This is a genomic window from Embleya australiensis (assembly GCF_051903075.1).
Lineage (GTDB): Bacteria > Actinomycetota > Actinomycetes > Streptomycetales > Streptomycetaceae > Embleya.
On sequence record NZ_CP182422.1, the window covers coordinates 5,503,428 to 5,520,526 of the forward strand.

Annotated in this window: 13 protein-coding genes; 7 read left to right on the forward strand and 6 right to left on the reverse strand. The window is 71.4% G+C overall.

The genetic code is table 11. From position 1 onward, the window contains the following. Positions 1-522: 522 nt before the first annotated feature. On the reverse strand, positions 523-1,314 hold the full coding sequence (gene lexA / locus ACMXN5_RS23910; protein ID WP_379995978.1) for a transcriptional repressor LexA: 792 nt from the start codon (positions 1,312-1,314) through the stop codon (positions 523-525). A gap of 570 nt (positions 1,315-1,884) precedes the next feature. Between lexA and nrdR the strand changes: the two genes are divergently transcribed. Together nrdR and ACMXN5_RS23920 are read left to right on the forward strand one after the other, a co-directional pair. After that, positions 1,885-2,388: a transcriptional regulator NrdR gene (gene nrdR, locus ACMXN5_RS23915; protein WP_439676917.1), complete on the forward strand. Its 504-nt coding sequence runs from the start codon at positions 1,885-1,887 to the stop codon at positions 2,386-2,388. Positions 2,389-2,538: 150 nt separating this feature from the next. Further along, the gene (locus tag ACMXN5_RS23920; protein WP_439676918.1) at positions 2,539-5,391 is read left to right on the forward strand and encodes a vitamin B12-dependent ribonucleotide reductase; all 2,853 of its coding nucleotides are present in this window, start codon (positions 2,539-2,541) and stop codon (positions 5,389-5,391) included. A 101-nt stretch (positions 5,392-5,492) separates the two neighbouring features. Here ACMXN5_RS23920 and def read toward each other — a convergent pair whose 3' ends face one another. The 3 genes from def to ACMXN5_RS23935 all read right to left on the reverse strand — a co-directional run bounded on the left by def (position 5,493) and on the right by ACMXN5_RS23935 (position 8,548). After that, complete coding sequence (def, locus tag ACMXN5_RS23925; protein ID WP_379995984.1) at positions 5,493-6,170, reverse strand: peptide deformylase; 678 nt, start codon at positions 6,168-6,170, stop codon at positions 5,493-5,495. Positions 6,171-6,226: 56 nt separating this feature from the next. Then, positions 6,227-7,846 carry a hypothetical protein gene (locus ACMXN5_RS23930; protein ID WP_439676919.1) on the reverse strand — a complete coding sequence of 540 codons (1,620 nt, stop codon included), beginning with the start codon at positions 7,844-7,846 and terminating at the stop codon, positions 6,227-6,229. 156 nt (positions 7,847-8,002) lie between these two features. Further along, positions 8,003-8,548, reverse strand: coding sequence for a hypothetical protein (locus tag ACMXN5_RS23935; protein WP_439676920.1), 546 nt, complete (start codon positions 8,546-8,548; stop codon positions 8,003-8,005). 289 nt (positions 8,549-8,837) lie between these two features. Here ACMXN5_RS23935 and ACMXN5_RS23940 point away from each other — a divergent pair, with 289 nt between their 5' ends. Then, positions 8,838-9,431 (forward strand): TIGR00730 family Rossman fold protein, encoded by a 594-nt coding sequence (locus tag ACMXN5_RS23940; protein WP_439676921.1) that lies wholly within the window; start codon positions 8,838-8,840, stop codon positions 9,429-9,431. Between the two features lie 48 nt (positions 9,432-9,479). On the opposite strand, the gene ACMXN5_RS23945 is transcribed toward ACMXN5_RS23940, so the two are convergent. Together ACMXN5_RS23945 and ACMXN5_RS23950 are read right to left on the reverse strand one after the other, a co-directional pair. Next, positions 9,480-11,096 carry a hypothetical protein gene (locus ACMXN5_RS23945; protein WP_439676922.1) on the reverse strand — a complete coding sequence of 539 codons (1,617 nt, stop codon included), beginning with the start codon at positions 11,094-11,096 and terminating at the stop codon, positions 9,480-9,482. Between the two features lie 173 nt (positions 11,097-11,269). Continuing rightward, complete coding sequence (locus ACMXN5_RS23950) at positions 11,270-12,664, reverse strand: MFS transporter (protein ID WP_439676923.1); 1,395 nt, start codon at positions 12,662-12,664, stop codon at positions 11,270-11,272. A gap of 120 nt (positions 12,665-12,784) precedes the next feature. Between ACMXN5_RS23950 and ACMXN5_RS23955 the strand changes: the two genes are divergently transcribed. The 4 genes from ACMXN5_RS23955 to ACMXN5_RS23970 all read left to right on the forward strand — a co-directional run bounded on the left by ACMXN5_RS23955 (position 12,785) and on the right by ACMXN5_RS23970 (position 16,946). Beyond that, entirely contained in the window at positions 12,785-13,309 is a 525-nt protein-coding gene (locus ACMXN5_RS23955; protein ID WP_439676924.1) for a winged helix-turn-helix transcriptional regulator, read from the forward strand. 165 nt (positions 13,310-13,474) lie between these two features. After that, positions 13,475-14,965, forward strand: a complete 1,491-nt coding sequence (locus ACMXN5_RS23960; RefSeq protein ID WP_439676925.1) for a hypothetical protein — start codon at positions 13,475-13,477, stop codon at positions 14,963-14,965. 300 nt (positions 14,966-15,265) lie between these two features. Next, positions 15,266-15,946, forward strand: a complete 681-nt coding sequence (locus ACMXN5_RS23965) for a ribonuclease HII (protein WP_439678063.1) — start codon at positions 15,266-15,268, stop codon at positions 15,944-15,946. 91 nt (positions 15,947-16,037) lie between these two features. Beyond that, complete coding sequence (locus tag ACMXN5_RS23970) at positions 16,038-16,946, forward strand: DUF2510 domain-containing protein (protein WP_439676926.1); 909 nt, start codon at positions 16,038-16,040, stop codon at positions 16,944-16,946. Positions 16,947-17,099: the final 153 nt, after the last annotated feature.

The following is a 17,099-nucleotide window of genomic DNA, read 5'->3' on the forward strand; positions in this document are numbered from 1 at the left end:
TCGGGCGCTTCGCGCCGGCTCGCGAGGGGTTGGGTCGGGAGGGGGCGGGGCGAGAAGCGGGCGGGCGGAGTCTCGCGGGCAAGTGAAGCCCGGGGGCGGAGTCGTGTGCGCGGCGTTGCTGCTTGTTGGGCGCTTCGCGCCGGCTCGCGAGGGACCGCTTTTTCTTTCCCCCGCTTCGCTCCTCCAAGAAAAAGCGGCCCCTCGCTCGGGGCTGGGTGTCCCTCCGCTTCGCTCCGGGTCACCCAGCCCAAATTTTGCGGCTCCGCCGCTCTCCGCGCTGCGCGCGTCGATCACGCGGGCGGCCTGGGGCGGGGGCGCTGGCGCGCCTGGGGGTGGGCGGGGGGCGTGGGCCGGTTCGGGGGGTGGGCCGTGTCGTTTCGATTGCCGAGGGGGTGTTGCGGCGTGTGGGTGGTCGAGGGGCACCGTGGCGGTGGGTTTGGCCCGGACGCGGAACGGGCGGTCGTTCGGCGTGGGTTCGCCGGACGACCGCCCGTGGGCGGTATGTGGGGGTCCCCGGTCATCTCAGACTCGGCGCATGACGGCGACCACACGGCCCAGGATGGTGGCCTCGTCGCCCGGGATGGGCTCGTAGGCCGGGTTGTGCGGCATCAGCCAGCGGTGGCCGTCCCGGTGCCGCAGGCGCTTGACGGTGGCCTCGCCGTCGAGCATCGCCGCGACGATGTCGCCGTTCTCGGCGACCGGCTGGCGGCGGACCGCGACGTAGTCGCCGTCCATGATCGCGGCCTCGATCATCGAGTCACCGCTGACCTTGAGCAGGAACACGTCACCGTCGCCCACCAACTGGCGCGGCAGCGGGAAGACGTCCTCGACGGACTGCTCGGCCAGGATCGGACCGCCGGCCGCGATCCGGCCGACCACCGGGACGTAGGACGCGGCCTGCGAGCCGCGCTCGGCGTGCGGCCCGGCCGGCGCCAGCGGACGCCCGCCGTCGGGCGAACGCACCTCGTAGGCGCGCGGCCGATGCGGATCACGGCGCAAATAGCCCTTGCGTTCGAGCGCCATCAACTGGTGCGCGACGGAGGACGTGCTGGACAGTCCGACCGCCTCGCCGATCTCGCGCATGCTCGGCGGATATCCGCGCGACTCGACGGAGGTGCGGATCACTTCGAGGACGCGCGTCTGGCGCGGCGTCAGCCCCCCCGCCGGACGCCGCGTCGCACCGCCCTGGACCTGCGCGTTCTCGGTGCCCGGGGCGGGCGCCGGCGGCGGCACGGTGGCGCTGTGCGGGTGTTTCGCGGGGAGGGTTTCGGTGCGGATTCCGGGGTGGATGGCTCCGGTGGCTTCTCCGGTCACGGCTGGCCCTTTCGACGGATTGCTCGCACGTGGAGAACGGTAGTCGGGTTCGAAAGGTTGCGCCAAACACACGTTCGAGTGAATTTAGGCCAATCCGGTGGCGATCATTCGGTTCCCGCTGTAGTAATCGTACATACATTCGAATTCCGTTCGGGAATTGCCCACGGAAGCGATGCCCGAAATGTCGCATGCGCCGCTCGCGTACCGCGACACGCGGCCGGTCGGGTTAATTTCGCCGACTCCTCGGGCGGTGACCTGCGGGGATGACGAGAGGTCACCACGGGCTCTCCGAGTGTCTGCGAGTCGGCTTGCAGCGCCCCGGGTCGCGGTCTACCGTAGCCACTACATCTTGTGGTCGAGGGCGTTGCAGAAGCCCACAAGTTGTGGTTGCCGTATATACTATGTTCCCGGAGCATTCCCGGACCGCACCGGACGGGCCCCCAGGCGTGGGCCCTCGGGGCGAGGGCGCGGCAACCCGCGGCACCACCAGGGCACGTTTCGCCGCTCCGCGCGCGACGCGCACGAGCACCACGCAGGACCTGCGTCTGAACGAGGGGGAGAGGGAACGGCATGCACTGCCCCTTCTGTCGGCGAGCGGACAGCCGCGTCGTGGACAGCCGGACCACCGACGACGGGGCCGCCATCCGGCGCCGTCGCTCGTGCCCCGACTGCGGACGACGCTTCACCACGATCGAGACCGCCTCGCTCACGGTGATCAAGCGCAGCGGCGTCACCGAGCCGTTCAGCCGGGACAAGGTCATCGCCGGTGTGCGCAAGGCGTGCCAGGGCCGCCCGGTCACCGGTGACGCGCTGGCCCTGCTCGGCCAGCGGGTCGAGGAGGCGGTGCGGGCCACCGGGTGCGCCGAGTTGACCACCCACGACGTGGGCCTGACCATATTGGGCCCGCTCCGTGAGCTCGACGAGGTCGCCTACCTGCGGTTCGCGTCCGTGTACCGGGCCTTCGAGTCCCTGGAGGACTTCGAGGCCGAGGTCGCGCTGCTGCGCGCCGGTCGCGCGGAGTCGAGCGGGCCCGAGGTGCCCGCGAACGCGGCGGACGCTCCCGCCGCGGACTGAGCGCGGGTCATCCACGCGCGGGTCATTCACATTTTCATTCGGTAGTACACGTCGGTAGCACAGGAACGACGGACCACCCGACCGGTCATCCGGGTCCTCCCATCGGGATGCCCCGGCCTGCCCACGGCGTTGTTCAAAAGAGGAGACGGCATGACAGAGACGACGAGCGGCTCAGCACGCGGTGCCGGTCGGTCACGACCCGGCAAGGGCCTGCGGATCGAGCGCGTCTACACGACCCCCGGCGTCCACCCGTACGACGAGGTGGTCTGGGAGCGTCGTGACGTCGTCATGACCAACTGGCGCGACGGCTCGATCAACTTCGAACAGCGCGGCGTCGAGTTCCCCGACTCCTGGTCGGTGAACGCGGTCAACATCGTCACGAGCAAGTACTTCCGCGGTGCGGTGGGCACGCCGCAGCGCGAGTGGAGCCTGAAGCAGCTGATCGACCGGGTCGTGAAGACCTACCGCAAGTCGGGCGAGGAGAACGGCTACTTCGCCGGCCCCGCCGACGCGGAGATCTTCGAGCACGAGTTGGCGTACGCCCTCCTGCACCAGATCTTCAGCTTCAACTCGCCGGTCTGGTTCAACGTCGGCACCGCGCAGAAGCAGCAGGTCAGCGCGTGCTTCATCCTGTCGGTCGACGACTCGATGGACTCCATCCTGGACTGGTACAAGGAAGAGGGCCTGATCTTCAAGGGCGGCTCGGGCGCCGGCCTGAACCTGTCCCGGATCCGCTCCAGCAAGGAACTGCTCACCTCGGGCGGCAACGCCTCGGGTCCGGTCTCCTTCATGCGCGGCGCCGACGCCTCCGCCGGAACGATCAAGTCGGGCGGCGCCACCCGCCGCGCGGCCAAGATGGTCGTGCTCGACGTCGACCACCCCGACATCGAGGACTTCATCGACACCAAGGTCAAGGAGGAGGAGAAGATCCGCGCGCTGCGCGACGCGGGCTTCGACATGGACCTCGGTGGCGCCGACATCGCGTCGGTGCAGTACCAGAACGCGAACAACTCGGTCCGGGTCTCGGACGAGTTCATGAACGCGGTCGAGCAGGGCAAGGAGTTCGGGCTGCGCGCCCGGCTCACCGGCGACGTGCTGGAGACGGTCGACGCCAAGTCGCTGTTCCGGCGCATGGCCGAGGCCGCGTGGGCCTGCGCCGACCCCGGCATCCAGTACGACGACGAGATCAACAAGTGGCACACGTGCCCCGAGTCGGGTCGGATCACCGCGTCCAACCCGTGCTCGGAGTACATGCACCTGGACAACTCGTCCTGCAACCTCGCCTCGCTGAACCTGATGAAGTTCCTGCGCGAGGACGACACCTTCGACGCGGTCAACTTCGCCAAGGTCGTCGAGCTGGTCATCACCGCGATGGACATCTCGATCTGCTTCGCCGACTTCCCGACCGAGAAGATCGGCGAGACCACCCGCGCGTTCCGCCAGCTGGGCATCGGCTACGCCAACCTCGGCGCGCTGCTGATGGCCACCGGCCACGCGTACGACAGCGACGGCGGCCGGGCGCTGGCCGGTGCGATCACCTCGCTGATGACCGGCACCGCGTACAAGCGCTCCGCCGAACTGGCCGCCATCGTCGGCGCGTACGAGGGCTACGCCCGCAACGCCGAGCCGCACAAGCGGGTGATGCGCCAGCACGCCGACGCCAACGACGCCGGCAAGCGTATGGACGACCTGGACACCCCCGTGTGGGACCTGGCCACCAAGGCGTGGAAGGACGTCGTCAAGCTCGGCGACAAGCACGGCTTCCGCAACGCGCAGGCCTCGGTGCTGGCCCCCACCGGCACGATCGGCCTGATGATGGACTGCGACACCACCGGTGTCGAGCCCGACCTCGCGCTGGTGAAGTTCAAGAAGCTGGTCGGCGGCGGCTCGATGCAGATCGTCAACGGCACGGTCGCCCGGGCGCTGACCCGGCTCGGCTACCAGCCGGAGCAGGTCGAGGCGATCGTCGAGCACATCGCCGAGCACGGCCACGTGGTGGACGCGCCCGGCCTGAAGACCGAGCACTACGAGGTCTTCGACTGCGCGATGGGCGAGCGAACCATCTCGCCGATGGGCCACGTGCGGATGATGGCGGCGATCCAGCCGTGGATCTCCGGCGCGATCTCCAAGACGGTCAACATGTCCGAGGACGCCACCGTGGAGGAGATCGAGGAGATCTACTTCCAGGGCTGGAAGCTGGGCATCAAGGCGCTGGCGATCTACCGCGACAACTGCAAGGTCGGCCAGCCGCTCTCGGCCGGCAAGGGCGAGAACAAGGGCAAGGCCGACGACGGCAAGTCGACCGCGACCACCGTGGTGGAGAAGGTCGTCGAGTACCGCCCGGTCCGCAAGCGCCTGCCCAAGGGTCGGCCCGGCATCACCACCTCCTTCTCGGTGGGCGGCGCCGAGGGCTACATGACCGCCAACTCCTACCCGGACGACGGCCTCGGCGAGGTCTTCCTGAAGATGTCCAAGCAGGGCTCGACCCTCGCGGGCATGATGGACGCCTTCTCGATCGCGGTCTCGGTGGGCCTCCAGTACGGCGTGCCGCTGGAGACCTACGTCTCCAAGTTCACCAACATGCGGTTCGAGCCGGCCGGTCTGACCGACGACCCGGACGTGCGGATGGCCCAGTCGATCGTCGACTACATCTTCCGCCGCCTGGCGCTCGACCACCTGCCGTTCGAGACCCGCTCGGCGCTCGGCATCCACTCGGCCGCGGAGCGCACCCGGCACCTGGAGACCGGCTCCTACGAGCCGGACGAGCCGGCCGCCGCGGAGGACATGCGCACCCTCGCGCAGTCCGCGCCGACCGATGCCGCGCCCAAGGCCCCGGACCTGAAGCCGGTGCCGGCCGCGGTGCACTCCTCCACCGAGCTGCTGGAGGCCCGCCAGGGCCGCAGCGCGGACGCGCCGCTGTGCTTCTCCTGCGGGATCAAGATGCGCCCGGCGGGCAGCTGCTACGTCTGCGAGGGCTGCGGCTCGACCAGCGGGTGCAGCTGACCGCGAGAGCGGTGCGTGCCTCGGGATGAGGTGAACGCCTGAAAGGGGCGGGGAACCGGTACCGGTTCCCCGCCCCTTTCGGTGTTGCTCGCTTTCGGGCGTCAGCCCGCGAGTTGCTTGGCCTTCGCCTCGCGCTTGGCGAATACCTCGTCGCGCATCGACTCCATCTCCTTGAGCACGTTCTTGCGCTCGCGCTTGGAGAGCCGGTCGATGTACAGGTAGCCGTTGAGGTGGTCGGTCTCGTGCTGGAGGCAGCGGGCGAAGTAGCCCTCGCCCTCGATCACCAGCGGGTTGCCGTCCTTGTCCACCCCCCGCGCGATGGCGCGATCGGGGCGGGCCAGGTCCTCGTGCGGGCCCGGGACGGACAGGCAGCCCTCGCCCGCCTCCTCCAGGTGCCGCTCGGTCGCGGGCAGTTCGTCCAGGACCGGGTTGAGGATGTGGCCGACGTGCCGGTGGCCGTCCTCGTCCACGCAGTCGTAGACGAACAGCCGGATGCCGACGTCGACCTGGTTCGCGGCCAGGCCCACGCCGTCGGCGACGTACATGGTCAGGAACATGTCGTCGATCAGCGTGTTCAGCTCGTCGGTGCCGAACTCGGTGATCTCGGCGCAGGGCCGGTGCAGGACTTCCTCGCCGACCACGGTGACGCGCAGGACCTTGCCGCGCGCGGCCTCGGGCGCCATGGCGGGGTACGAGTCCACCGGGCGGCCCATCACAAAGATCCGGCCCTTTTCGTGATCGTGGTGATCGTGGCTGGAGTGGTCGTGGTGCTCGGCCATCGGTCTGCTTTACCTTTCCACCAGGGCATGAACCCGAATTACCCTACCCGCCCCGGTCAGGGCAGGACGGCCGACGCCTTGGCCGTGATGGTGACCTCGCCGGGTTCGGTGACCGTCACCTCGGTCCAGCCGTCCTTGGTCTCGCCGATGCTCGTATTGGGCTTGTTCGCGACGAACCAGCTGGTCCGGTGGATCCGTATGGTGAACGTGCCGGCCTGCTGGGCGAGCAGGGTGAAGCCGCTCGGGGTGATGTCGACCAGCTGCCCGGGGCCGTCCAGGAGCGGAACCGGGTCGGCCACCTCCCAGATCACCCAGTGCGGGTCGGACCACACCGGCACCAGCCAGTCGGCGCCGGCGCGCAGGATCTCCGCCTCGCGCTTGGCCGACGGGTCCAGCGGGACGTCGGGCAGGGCGATGAAGCGCACCCCGGTCTCGCGCACCCACGCGTGGTACTGCGCCTCGTCCAGGCCGGGGCCGTACAGCACCGAGTTGTGCGCGCGGTCGAGTTGGCGCTCCCAGCCGCGGGCGAGCGGCATGTGCTCCGCGACGTAGACGGTCTCCCAGTGGCCGCGGGTGAACGGGATCTCGATCCGGCCCACCGGCAGATTGGCCCGCTCCAGGAAGTCGAGCATCCCGGTGTAGTAGGCGGAGTTCTTGCCGGTGCTGTCCTGGTTGTTGAAGGCGACGGCCTTACCGGCGGAGGAGAACTGCCAGGCGAGCAGCGGTACGGCGAGCAGGATCACCAGGCGACGGCGACCCAGCGAGAGCAGCACCACGGCCATCAGCGGGCCGGCGCACAACTCGCCGAGCCGGGCCACGTTGCCGCCCACGGCGCTGGGGATCAGGTACAGCACGGTGGAGGAGAGCGCGTACAACCACAGGAAGCGGCGCGCGCTGACCTCGGTGCGCGGCACCAGGGCCAGCCCCACGCCCGCGAAGCCCAGGATCGCGGCGAACCGCCACAGCGGGAAGGCGAAGTCGCCACCGCCGGGGAAGACCAGCGACATCACCAGGCCGAGCACGGCCGGGGACAGGCTGAACCGGGTCGCCCACACCCGCTCGGAGGGCACCCACGCCAGCGCGATCATCAACAGGAACGCCGCGGCCAGCGGGCTGGCCAGGCCGCAGAAGCCGGCCGCCACCGCCGCCCACGCCCGATGCCCGGACCGGGCCGCCAGGATCGCCATCAGGCCGGTGGCCACGCCGAGCACGAACGGGGTGCGGCCGATCAGGTATTCGATGCTGACGATGACCGCGAACCAGCAGCTGCCGACCCGGCGGGCCAGGTCGCCGCGTCCCAGGCGCAATCGGGAGAACGCCCACGCGGCGGCGACGCAGGAGATCGCGGTGAGCAGGCGCGTGCCGATGCCGCCGGCCAGGACCGGGGTGATCACGCTGTAGCCGGGCAGCAGGTGCCCGCCGTACCACTGGTTGTTCCACAACACCGCGCCGTGGTCGCGCACCAGCCAGGCGCGGAAGATCTGGGCCGGCCAGTCGGCGCCGTTGATGCCGAGCACGGTCAGCAGGCCGACCAGGGCCAGAGTGATCACGTACGGGTGCTCGGTGATCCCGATCAGCACCGTGCGCGCGTGTCGGCGCCACGTACGGCGGGCGGTGCCGCCCGCGCCCGATGTGGGCTCCCCCAGGGGTATGCGGCCGTCCAGAGCATGTGTCATGACGCCCCCAGTTTTTCACGCCGGGGCCGATGGGATGCAGGTGGGCATTGAGGTAGGACGCCGGATTGTCCGATGTATGACGGGCCATGGCGCAATGTCCATCGAGGAATCACCGGTGTGCCGCGAAAAAATCCTTCGTTCGGATGAATCGGTGGTTCAGACCACGGGGCCATTCGGGGGCACGGCGGGGTCATCCTCAGGGGGTGGTTCGGGCGGGTTGGGCAGCCCCGCGCGGGCGCGCAGGTCGCGCGGGTCGCGCGGACCCTCGATGCGGCGGATCACGGACAGCGCGGCGGTGTGGAACGCCTCCAGGAACGCCTGCGCGGTGGACGCCGGCCATTCGGCGCGCTGGACCGCGTGCATGTTGTGGTCGGTGTCGCACCAGCACGCCACCTCGACGGTGGCGGTGACGCTGACGAAGGGCCCGTCCAGTTGCCAGACGTCCAGACCCAGTTCCAGCCAGTCCCCGTCGGCCTCGTACAGGAGCAGCGCGGTGCCCAGGATGTGCGGCGACGGCTCGGGCTCGGGTTCCGGGCTCAGCGGGTCGGGCTCGTTCCAGAACCAGCGCGCGGGGTCGTCGAGGGAGCGGCGCAGATCGAGCGCTCTCGCGGCGGCGACCAGGCGTTCACGGCCATGGTCGTCCAGATCGGGAAACAGCCGCTCGAACGGGATGTCCGAGGCAGGGCGCTCGGTGGCGGGCACGCGGGCATTCTGCCGTGGCGAGGGGTCTTCCCGTCAACGTCGGGTTCGGTGACAGCCACCGACGATGGCCGAATTTGCCCTTCTATGCCGGGACTGTGCCGCCGCCGTGGCGGGTGAGAGGCGATTCATCGACTCGATGCGCCACCGATTCGGCACCGACCCGATGAGGCTCGGCCACGCCGCCCCGGACGGGACCGCCGTCCGGGGGCGTGACCGGATTGGGCAGAATTCGATCGGCGTATTTTTCTGCGCACACCACCACGGTGGTCTTCGACGAGGGGAGCCCGTCATGCGGGTAGCGGTGTTCGCGGGGTCGGCGTCGGGCGTCTCGCCCCGGTTCCGGGAGGCGGCGACCGAACTCGGCCGCGGGCTCGCGGAGGCGGGTGTCGGGATCGTCTACGGCGGCGGACACGTGGGTCTGATGGGCGCGGTCGCCGACGCCTGCCTGGCGGCGGGCGGCGAGGTGATCGGCGTGATGCCGCGCTCGCTGGTGGATCGCGAGATCGCCCACCGCGGCCTGACCGATCTTCAGGTCACCGAGACCATGCACGAGCGCAAGGCGGCGATGGCGGCCCAGGCGGACGCCTTCGTCGCGCTGCCCGGCGGGGCGGGCACGCTGGAGGAGTTGTTCGAGGTCTGGACTTGGCAGCACCTGGCCATCCACGCCAAGCCGGTCGCGGTCCTGGAGGTGGACGGCTTCTGGGGTCCGCTGCTCGACGCGCTGGACACGATGACCGCCAACGGCTTCCTCAAGCCGGATCTGCGCTCGACGCTGCTGGTCGCGCGGAGTGCCGCGAGCCTGTTGGCCGAGGTCAAGGCGTGGCAGCCCCGGGCGCCCAAGTGGGCCGGCGGTCTGGACGCGGACACGCCGCCGGCGCCGTGAGCGGGCCGGGGGCGGGTCGCGGACCCGCCCCCGCCCACCCGGCGCGGATCAGGGTTTGTTGCCCTTGAAGAGTTTGGCGTCGCGCGCGGACACCGTGACCGGTCCGGGGCGGTCGACGGTGATCTCGCTCCACTCGTCCTTGGTCGCCCTGATCACGATCTCGGGCCGGTCTGCGGTCACCCAGAAGGTCGGGTGGATCTTCACCACGAACGTGCCCGCGGAGTGTGCGTTGAAGGAGAACCGACTGGGCGTCAGCTCGGTCAGCTCGCCCGGCCCCTCGACGATCGGGCTCGGGTTCTCCACCTCCCAGATCTGCCAGCGCCCGTCCTTTTCCGTGTAGACCGGCTTGAGCCACGGGATGCCCTTGCGGATCAGGTCGGCCTCGGGGACCGCCGACGGATCGATCGGGATGTCGGGCAGGGCCACGAAGCGCACGCCCGTGTCGTCGATCCAGTCGCGGTACTCCTCGACGGTCAGGTCCTTCTGGTAGAGCACCGCGTTGTAGTTGCGGTCCAGCTGGCGCTCCCAGCCGCGCGCCAGCGGCATCTTCTCGGCGACGAAGACCGACTCCCAGTGCCCGCGCGTGAACGGGATCTCCACCCGGCCCAGCGGGTGGGTGTTGTTCTTCTGGAGGTAGTCGAGCATGCCCGCGTAGTACTGCGGCTTCTCGCCCGGCGAGTCCTTGATGTCGTGCGTAATGGCCAGCGCGGCGGACTGGAACTGCCAGACCAGCAGCGGCAGGGTCAGCAGCACCACCAGCCGGCGCCGGCCGGCCGAGAGCAGGACCACCGCCATCAGCGGCCCGGACGTCAGCTCGCCCAGCCGGGCCAGGTTGCCGCCGAGCGAGGTCGGCACGAAGAAGAAGATCACCGCGGTGGCGGCGTACAACCACAGGAAGCGCCGGGCGCTCTTCAGCTCCTTGGGCAGTATCGCCAGGCCGACCGCGGCGAAGGCCAGGATCGGCAGGAACCGCCACCACGGGAACGGGAACATGCCCTCGTTCGGGAACGCGAGCGCGGCGACCAGGCCGAGCGCGGCCGGGGCGAAGCACAGCCGGGTCGGCCAGACCCGCTCCCTGGGTACCCACGCGAGCGCGACCAGCATCAGGAACGCGCCGGACAGCGGGCTGGACAGGCCGCACAGCAGCGCGGCGAAGCCGGCCCACAGCGGGTGCCTGCGGCGGGCGGCCAGTATCGCGAGCATGCCCGCCGCGACGCCGAGCGCGAACGGGGTGCGGCCGATCAGGTAGTCGACGCTGCACATCACCGCGAACCAGCAGCTGCCCACCTGGCGGGCGAAGTCGTTGGCGCCGACCCGGAGCTTGTCCCAGGCCCACGCCGAGGTGACGCAGGACAGCGCGGTGAGGGTGGCGGTGCCGATCTTGGAGGCGATCACCGGCGCGAGGATGCTGTAGCCCGGGAGCAGGTGGCCGCCGTACCACTGGTTGTTCCACAGGTAGGTGCCGTGGTCGCGGATCAGCCAGGTGCGGAAGTATTGCGCCGGCCAGTCGGGGCCGTTCACCCCGGTGACGATGATCAGGCCGATCAGACCCGCGGTTATCAGGTATGGACGCTCGATGATCGCGTTGCCGAGTGCCCGGAAACGACGGCGACCCGCCGGCGCTGCGGGTCGATCCGTCGTCGGTGTCTGCACATCGCTCGTCACATGACCCGAGTTTTCCAGACGCGCGGCTCCGCGTCGCCGGCGGGTGTCCGACATGGGCAGTTTTGTGGGTTTATTCGCTTTGATGCCGAGGGTATTCCCGCAGGTTGCGCCGAGGTGCCGCCTGCCGCCGCGCGGCCGGTGCGGGGCTGCTCGATCCAGGCCCGCTGCTCGGTCTATGCCCGCCGCTCGGCGCGCCGGAGGCCGAGTACGACGAGGGCGCCGAGCAGGGACGCGCCGGCCGCCATCAGGATGGCCAGGTCCATGCCGCCCGCGTCGACGAGGGCGACCACGAGCGCGGCGCCGATCGAGGCGCCGGTGTAGCGGGCGGTGCTGTTGGCGCCGGAGCCCATGCTCGCGCGGTCGGCGGGCACGCTCTCCACCCCGAGGCGGGCCAGCGCGGTGTTGACGAGGCCGACCCCGAAGCCGCCGACCAGCAGGCCGGGTACGGCCCGGAGCCAGGAGTCGGCGGGGCCGATCCCGTACAGGCCCAGGAAGCCGACGGCGGAGACGAGCAGGCCCGCGGCGAAGCGGTGGGCGGCGTCGGGCAGCACGTGCACCCGGCCGACGACGAAGGAGGTGATCGCGGCCATGGCCGACCACAGACCGAGCAGGAGCGCGGAGCCCAGGGCGCTCAGGCCGAGGGTGCCCTGGAACACGGTGGCCAGGTAGGCGGCGATGGCGATCACCGCGATGCCGGCGATCAGCGCACCGAACGTGGCGGCCAGGAACGCGGGCCGGGCGAACATGCGCAGGTCCAGCATCGGTGCCCGGCCGCGCAGCGCGGTCGCGGCGTAGCCGGCCAGCAGGAGCACGGCGGCCACGAGCAGTGCGTCGACCACCGGGCGCGACCACCCCTGGCGGCCCTCGATCAACGCGGCGGTGAGCGCGATCAGGCCCGGGCCCAGGGTGAGCGTGCCCCACACGTCCGGCCGGCGCGGGTGCTCGGCGCGCGACTCGGGCATGCTGCGGGCGACGGCGGCCAAGCCGAGTGCGGCCAGGGCGGTGAACCAGTAGGGCGCGGACCGGTGCAGTTGCATCAAGGCGGCGCCGGTCGGCGGACCGAGCACCATGCCCACGCCGATCGAGGAGCCGTAGGCGGCCATCGCCCGCCCGCGTGCGGGGCCCCGGTGGTTGTGCGCGAGCAGGCCGAGTCCGGCGGACATGATCGCCGCGCCGGCGACGCCCTGGAGGGCGCGGCCGACCACGTACAGCGGCAGTGACGGGGCGAGCGCGGTGAGCGCGGAGGACAGCGTCAGGCCGAGCGCGCCCGCGGTGAACACCCGGCGTCGGCCGAGGTCGTCGGCGAGGCTGCCGGTGATCAGCAGGGCGGCGGACAGGCCCAGGCCGATGGCGCTGAGGATCCAGGCCGGGCCGCTAGGACCGGCGTGCAGGTCGCGGACGGTGTCCGGAACGATCGCCATCGGCATCGTGTAGGTCGCCAGGAGCAGCAGCGTGCCCAGCGCCACCACCGGCACGGTGCGGTCGGCGCCGGTTCTGTCGAGGGTGGACTCGGGCGCGGCAGGCGCTGCGGGCGTCGTGCGCGTGGCGGTGGATGTGGCGATGGACATGGTTGTGCTCCCCGGAATGCGACTCCTGGCGCGTAGGTTCGGTGAATGAACCGACGATGCCCGAGCAACGTAGCATTCATTGGTTCGATGAATGAACCGACCCGGGGTTAAAGTGCTCGCATGGCTTTGGGCAAGGACTACGGACAGCAGGACTGCGCGCTCGCCCGCACGCTGGAACTCGTCGGCGAGCGCTGGACGCTGTTGATCGTCCGGGACGTCTTCTACGGCGTGCGGCGCTACAGCGACTTCCTCGGGCACCTCGACATCCCGCGCGCGGTGCTCTCCGGTCGGTTGCAGACGCTGGTCGACGCGGGCGTGCTGGATCGGCGCCGCTATCAGGAGTCCCCGCCGCGCGACGAGTACGTGCTCACCGAGCGTGGCATCGACCTGTGGCCGATCATCCGGGCGATGGCCCGCTGGGGCGAGCAGCACGTGCAGAACGGGGTGCCCTGCCGGATCTTCCGGCACGAGAGCTGCGGCGGGGTGGTCGACCCGCACGGGCTCTGCGCGGCGTGCGGGGCGACGGTCGGCCCGGCGGAGACCGAGGTGGCGCCGGGGCCGGGGGCGAACCTGCTGCGCCGGGACGATCCGGTCACCCGGGCGATGCGGCAGCCGCATCGGTTGCTGGAGCCGCTGCTGCCTTGAGGGGGTCGTCGGCCGGGCGGCGGGCGCTCGGCCGAGCCCTCTGTGGGCCTTCGGCGGGCGCCCGGCCGCCGGTCGATATGCACGGATGCCCGCGGATCCCGCGCGGGTCGTGGGCCAGGCTCTAGGGTCGTCCTCGAACGGGTGAATATTCCTCGAGGGGGACCGATGGGCGCACGGACGGGCCTACGCGCACTCGCCGGGGTACTGCTCCTCGGCGTGCTCTACGTCGTGCTCGCGCTGCCGCTTCTGGTCGTGGCCTTCGCCACGGGCGCGATCGTCGACCACGGGCGGTTCTTCACCTCGGGCGCGGCGGTGTTGTGGGGCCTGGGCGTGGTCGCGGTGGTCGCACTGCTGCTCGAACTCGCCGGCCCGCGCCGGTTGCCGGCCGGACTCGCCGTCGACGCGGTGGCGCAGCCGGTGTTGTGGGAGTTGGTCGAGGACGTGGCCGCCGACCTGCGGGTGCCGGTCCCGGACGGGATCGTGCTGACCGGCGGCGCGGGGTGCGAACTGCGGGTGGTGCGCCGGCCCGGGACGCTGCTGCACCGACACCTGGTCCTCGGCGGCACGCTGCCCCATGTGATGACCGGCCGCCGGCTGCGGGTGGTGATCGCGCACGCGCTGGGCCACTCCCGCCGCCGCCGACCCCCGCTGGCGGACCGCATCGCCTGCCACGGCGTGGACGCGGTGGTCGGGCTGGCCGACGCGTTCGCCGGACGGGGCGCGTCGGCCCGGATCGCGGCGGGCTACGCGGCGCTGTACCGGCGGGTGTGCGCGCCCGTGGTGGGCTTCGAGGAACGGGCCGCCGATCGGGCCGCCGCGCGCGCGTACGGCACCGAGGCGGTCGTGGACGCGCTGACCGAGCTGGCTCTCGTGCGGGCGGACTGGCGGCGGTTCCGGGACGAACTCCTGGTGCCGGGGATGGCGGCGGGGTGCGTACCGCGCGACCCGATCGCCGGCTTCCGGGCTTTTCGGGCGGAGCGGGACGAGGCCGGGAGCGAGCCGGAGCCGGCCCTGGTGGACCGGATCGAACGGCTGCGGGCGCGGCCGACGGACGGGCGGGGCGCACCCGCCGGTACGGACCTGGTGGGTGGCGCGTCGGCCGAACCGAGGTTGTTGGCGCATGTGCACCCGTACCTGCTGGCCACCGACGACGACGGGCACCTCGGGCGGCGCGGGTTCGCGCCGCTGGACGGTCTGGTGAAGTTGTCCGACGAGGCGTTCCTGGGGCACCTGCTCGGCTTCGGGCTGGCCCGTCGGGCGGCGGCGCTCGGGATGTCCGCGCGGCGGGCGGGCGTGGAGTATCCGGTCACCCTCGGCGGGGTGCTCGGCCTGCTCGTGGAGGGGCGGGGCGACGAACTGATCGCCCGGCACGGCGAGGGCACCGCCGAGGCGCTGGCGGCCCTGCTGGAGTGCGCGTGGGTCGAGTCGGGGCGGGGCCGGATGCGGCCGAGTTGGGCCGGCACGGGCACCGTCACCGACCACGACGGCGTCGACCTGGACCTGGCCGCGGCGGCCGAGGCCGCGTTGGCGGGCGCGGCCGGGGCGCGGGCGCTGCGCGACCGGTTGCGGGCGGCGGGGGTGTCGACCTACTTCGAGCCCAAGCCGCCGCTTTCGATCGCCGACGGCGAGCGCGAGACGGTGGTCGGCCACCGCTGACGGGTGACCTACGGTGGAGGCGTGAAGCAGCCCAGCGCCGAACCGACGAACACCCCGGCGGACACCGCGGCAACGGCCCCGGAGCCGAGCACCGACACCACGCCGCATACCCGGGCGCGCAGCGCCCCGAGGGCAACGGCGGGCACGAAGGCCGCTGCCGGGCCGGTCGCCGGCAAGAAGGTCGCTGCCAAGAAGGTCGTCGCCAAGAAGGTCGCGGGCAGGACGATCACCGCCGAGAAGGTGGCCGGGAAGAAGGCGGCCGGCAAGAAGGTCGTCGGGCCGCGTAAGGGCGGTGGGCGGATCGCGGCGCCGACCTACGACGTCGAGCGGGAGCTGATCGCTCGCGGCGCACGTGTGGTGGCGGGCGTGGATGAGGTCGGGCGTGGTGCGTGGGCCGGGCCGGTGTTGGTCGCCGCGGCGATCACCGACCTGTCCGTACCGCCCGCCGGGCTCACCGACTCGAAGCTGCTTACCGCGCGGCGTCGCGAGGAGGTGGCCGCCGCGGTCGATCCGTGGGTGCGGGCGTACGCGTTCGGTGCGGCCGAGCCGGAGGAGATCGACACGCTCGGCATGACCGCCGCGCTGCGGCTGGCCGCGGTGCGCGCGTTGTCCGCGCTGCCGATCCGCCCCGACACGATCGTGCTGGACGGCAAGCACGACTTCCTCGGCGCGCCGTGGGTCGTGCGCTGCGTGATCAAGGGCGATCAGTCGTGCGTCAGCGTCGCGGCGGCCTCGGTGCTCGCGAAGGTGCATCGCGACGCGATGATGGCGGGCCTCGGCGAGAAGTACCCCGAGTACGGCTTCGCGGGCAACGCCGGCTATCCGGCCCCGGTGCACCGCGCCGCGTTGGCCGAATTCGGCCCCACCCCCCACCACCGGATGTCGTGGGCGTACTGGGACGACCTGCCCGCGTGGCGGCACCTGAAGCGACCCCGCCCGGAGCCGGCCGTCGACGGTCAACTCGGCCTCGACCTGGGCTGATCGCGCCCGCTCGCGGTGTCCGCGTTTCCGAACGGTCACGTTTGTCGGGTGGCGCTCGTGTCGCGCCGGGGCCGGTTGTACCGTCACGCGGGTGACTGCCTCGATTCCTCCCGGCTGGTACGAAGACCCGTCGGCTCCCGGCTCCGAGCGATGGTGGGACGGAGCGCAGTGGACCGCCTCGACCCGGACCCGTGCGCAGGGCGAGATTCCGCCGCCGCCGAGCAGCGCCCCGCCCGGTCCGCCACACGCCGGCTACCCCCAGGGGGGATACCCCGGCGGCTATCAGCCGATCGGGCCGCCCCCCGGCGCCGCCCGACCCGGTCGCGGCAAGGCGATCGGACTGGGCGTGCTGGCGCTGGTCGTGGTGGGCGGACTGATCGCCGCGCTGATCGTGCTTCTGGGCGGGGACGACGACGGCGGCACGACGGTGGCCACGGACGGCACGCTCACCGACCCCATCACCGGGCTGACCGTGCCCAGGTTCAAGGACTGGATCGTCCCCGACCCCGACTCCCCGGCGGACCAGGCGGTGGAGGGCCCCTGCCCGAGCAGGTCGGCGTCGCGCAGCGGCGGATCCGATGTGGAGACCCGGTTCCAGGCGGAGCGCAAGTGCTACGTGGCGGATCTGACGCTGACCGCTCGCCGGGCCGACTCCATGACCGATGTGGTCGCCGATCTGAAGAAGTCCGTGAGCGGCGACGGCGGCAAGGGCAAGGTCAAGCTGGAGAGCATGGAACTGGACAAGGCGATCACGGTGGACGGTCACCCGGGATACATCCTGCGCGGCCGGGTCTCCGGCGCGCCGCAGGACTTGGGGACGAATGCGAACGCCGCCTGGGCGCAGGCGGTGGTGATCGACGAGAAGAACGAGGACGGCAGATACCCGTGCGTGTTGTTCAAGCTGGCGATCGCCGCCGGAGCCCCGGACAAGGCGACGCTCGACACCGTCCTGAAGGGCATCCGGGTCGGCAAGCCGCAGCCCTCGGCGAGCACGTCCTGATCGTGTGTCATATCTGATGACTCGTCACCAGCGGTACGGTTACGACCGATCGGTCGCGCCGTACCCCGCACCGGTCGCGAGCGCGTACGGTGGACGCGCGCCGCAGGTCGGGCTTGCCGGGGTGCGACCGAAGGAGGCCGCACCGGGCACATC